The organism is Endozoicomonas sp. YOMI1, assembly GCF_024606345.1.
Lineage (GTDB): Bacteria > Pseudomonadota > Gammaproteobacteria > Pseudomonadales > Endozoicomonadaceae > Endozoicomonas.
On record NZ_JAHHPM010000084.1, the window covers coordinates 1 to 1,124 of the forward strand.

Here is a 1,124-nt window from a genome sequence, read left to right on the forward strand (position 1 = left end):
CGATCGCCGATGGTAGTGTGGGGTTTCCCCATGTGAGAGTAGGTCATCGCCAGGCACAAAATATAAACCCCCGATAGCTTGTCTATCGGGGTTTTTATTTTATTCTGGTTAAATAAATGGCAAGAGAAAAAACTCTACCTCCGCTTGAGTAGGGCTGCGCTTGAATCAAATGCACCTAATTCTGGCCATGGAACATGACCTTCTCTGTGAATTTTCTTCTCTACAGTAAATTGATTATTCGCAAGAGTAATTATCCTTTCCAAAGATGAATTGTCGAAACTTGTTATTAATAACTGGTTACCGTAGCTTCGCGTAAAGCCTCGCCCAGTCGGGCGGGGATACAAGCGACCAGTCCGGTAGGACTGGGGGTGAGCTGGATTCCATAACCAGCGGTTATTTTTTGTTGTATTTTTACAGAATGCAAGTAACACTGTAAGAATGAATCAAAAACGTGCCTATAAAGAACGATTCTACCCAACGCCTGAGCAAGAAAGACTCCTTGCCCAGTCGTTTGGCTGTGCCCGTTTTGTCTATAACAACACCCTCCGTTTTCGCACTGATGCCTACTACAAAGACGGACAATCCATCTCCCATTCTGACGCAGAAAAGCGGCTTGTATCACTCAAGAAAGAGTTTCCATTTTTGGCTGACGTTTCCAGCGTGATCCTGCAACAAACACTCAGGGATCAACAGGAAGCGTTCAAGAACTTCTGGGCTGGCAGAGCCAAATACCCTAAATTCAAAAAGAGACATTCAAGACAAAGTATGCGGCTGACAAAGGCTGCATTCAGCGTGAAGAGCGGCCAATTGTTCATCGCCAAAAGCAAAGATCCTCTGAATATCCGCTGGAGTCGTGATCTTCCTTCTGAACCTTCAAGTATCACCATTAGCAAAGATCGAGCAGGCCGGTACTTTGTTTCCATGCTCTGCGAGTTTGAATCAAAACCAATGCCTGTTTCCACCAAGGCAGTAGGCATTGATTTAGGTTTAACTGATCTGTTCATCACATCGGACGGTAATAAATCCGGCAATCCCCGTTATACTCGGCGCTACGAGCAAAAGCTCGCCTACCTTCAGCGTCAACTGGCTAAAAAGCAGAAAGGCAGTAACAACCGAGCCAAAGC

General features: G+C 45.6%; 1 protein-coding gene. It reads left to right on the forward strand.

From position 1 onward, the window contains the following. Positions 1-438: 438 nt before the first annotated feature. Positions 439-1,124, forward strand: a 686-nt coding sequence (locus KDK15_RS03065; protein ID WP_257293898.1) for a transposase, incomplete at its 3' end; no start/stop codon positions are given.